The organism is Mesorhizobium sp. M1E.F.Ca.ET.063.01.1.1 (genome assembly GCF_003998155.1).
Taxonomy (GTDB): domain Bacteria; phylum Pseudomonadota; class Alphaproteobacteria; order Rhizobiales; family Rhizobiaceae; genus Mesorhizobium.
The window spans coordinates 1-732 of sequence record NZ_RZSC01001387.1; the positions used below are offsets into that span (position 1 = coordinate 1).

Below are 732 nucleotides of genomic sequence, written 5' to 3' on the forward strand. Positions count from 1 at the left end.
TTCTTGGTCGCCGACACGTAGACGACGTCATTGTTCGCCTGGGCCGGCGCCCCGAAGGCAAGCATTCCGGCGGCTGCCAGGAAGGCGCCCGCCGCCATTGCACGCAGAAGGCGCAGCCCTCTCGTCGTCCGTTCTTTGTTCAACACAGGCATTGTCCCGTCCCCGACCGGTCCCCACCGGCTATTGTTCTTGTTCCTTGGAAGGAACGACGTCTCCCTCGGCTTGCTTGGTAGGAACCTTGTATTCCTCGACCTGCGTGCCGCGCGACACGATCACCGTCTTGAACTTTGGCTCCTCCGGCTCCTTCGCCACCGCATTGGCCAGCGAGGCGGCGCTTGCCTCTGCGCTCGCGGCAACCGAGCCGCCGAAGGAGGAGATGGTGGTGAGCCCATTGTTGCCGGCGCTGGCGTCGGCGGCGGACCGCAAAGACAGCGACAAGGTGCCGACGGTGCGGGCGAGCGCGACTTTCTGCGCCCCTTCGTTCGTCACCTCGAGGGTCACGGAATTGGCGACCTGCGGCTCGGTCTTGCGCTCGTCCGCGCCCTGCCCGACGGACAGCACCTTGGCGTCCGAGACGACGATTTCGGATGTGACCGTCGAGCCGGATGCCCCTTGAGCATTCTTGGCCACTTCCTGGATTTCGCCGGCATCGCGCGTCAGCACGACGTCGACCCGGTCGCCCGGCGTGATGAAGCCGCCGACGCCGGCGATCTCGTCGGTGCGGATGGTCAC

At 66.0% G+C, this 732-nt stretch carries 1 protein-coding gene; it reads right to left on the minus strand.

Annotated features, from left to right (window positions below):
- Window positions 1-180 precede the first annotated feature (180 nt).
- Window positions 181-732 (minus strand): Flp pilus assembly protein CpaB (gene cpaB / locus EOA29_RS38765; RefSeq protein ID WP_127222538.1); only part of this gene is annotated, 552 nt, incomplete at its 5' end.